Below are 337 nucleotides of genomic sequence, written 5' to 3'. Positions count from 1 at the left end.
GTCTTAATGCTAACGTCATTAAGATGTAATAAATAGGACAAATGTCCGAAGAGCACATTGATGTTTCAATACCATTTTTCTAGTTACCTTGTTGATCAGCTTTTAACCTTTGCCGGTAGTAGCTATCAACAATCAAAAAAAGAAGTTCTGATCCATCAAGATCAGCCTTTAAGCAAGCTTGTGCTTGTACGCAGTGGCACTGTGTCGTTTAGTTACGACGTAGGTAATGGACGACGCCTGCTGTTAGGACAATTGGATTGTAACAACACCCTTATTGGTGAAATAGAAGCGCTAAATAATAATCCGTGTATTTATACGGTAACGTGCTTTAGCGATG

At 38.9% G+C, this 337-nt stretch carries 1 protein-coding gene; it reads left to right on the top strand.

What is annotated here, in order from left to right:
* Window positions 1-60 precede the first annotated feature (60 nt).
* Window positions 61-337: cyclic nucleotide-binding domain-containing protein (locus AAEY83_RS13475; RefSeq protein ID WP_351059558.1), on the top strand; the 277-nt coding region annotated here is incomplete at its 3' end.

Source organism: Psychrobacter sp. TB20-MNA-CIBAN-0197 (assembly GCF_040309765.1).
In the GTDB taxonomy this organism is placed as follows: domain Bacteria; phylum Pseudomonadota; class Gammaproteobacteria; order Pseudomonadales; family Moraxellaceae; genus Psychrobacter; species Psychrobacter submarinus.
This window is presented reverse-complemented; position numbering and strand designations above follow the sequence as displayed.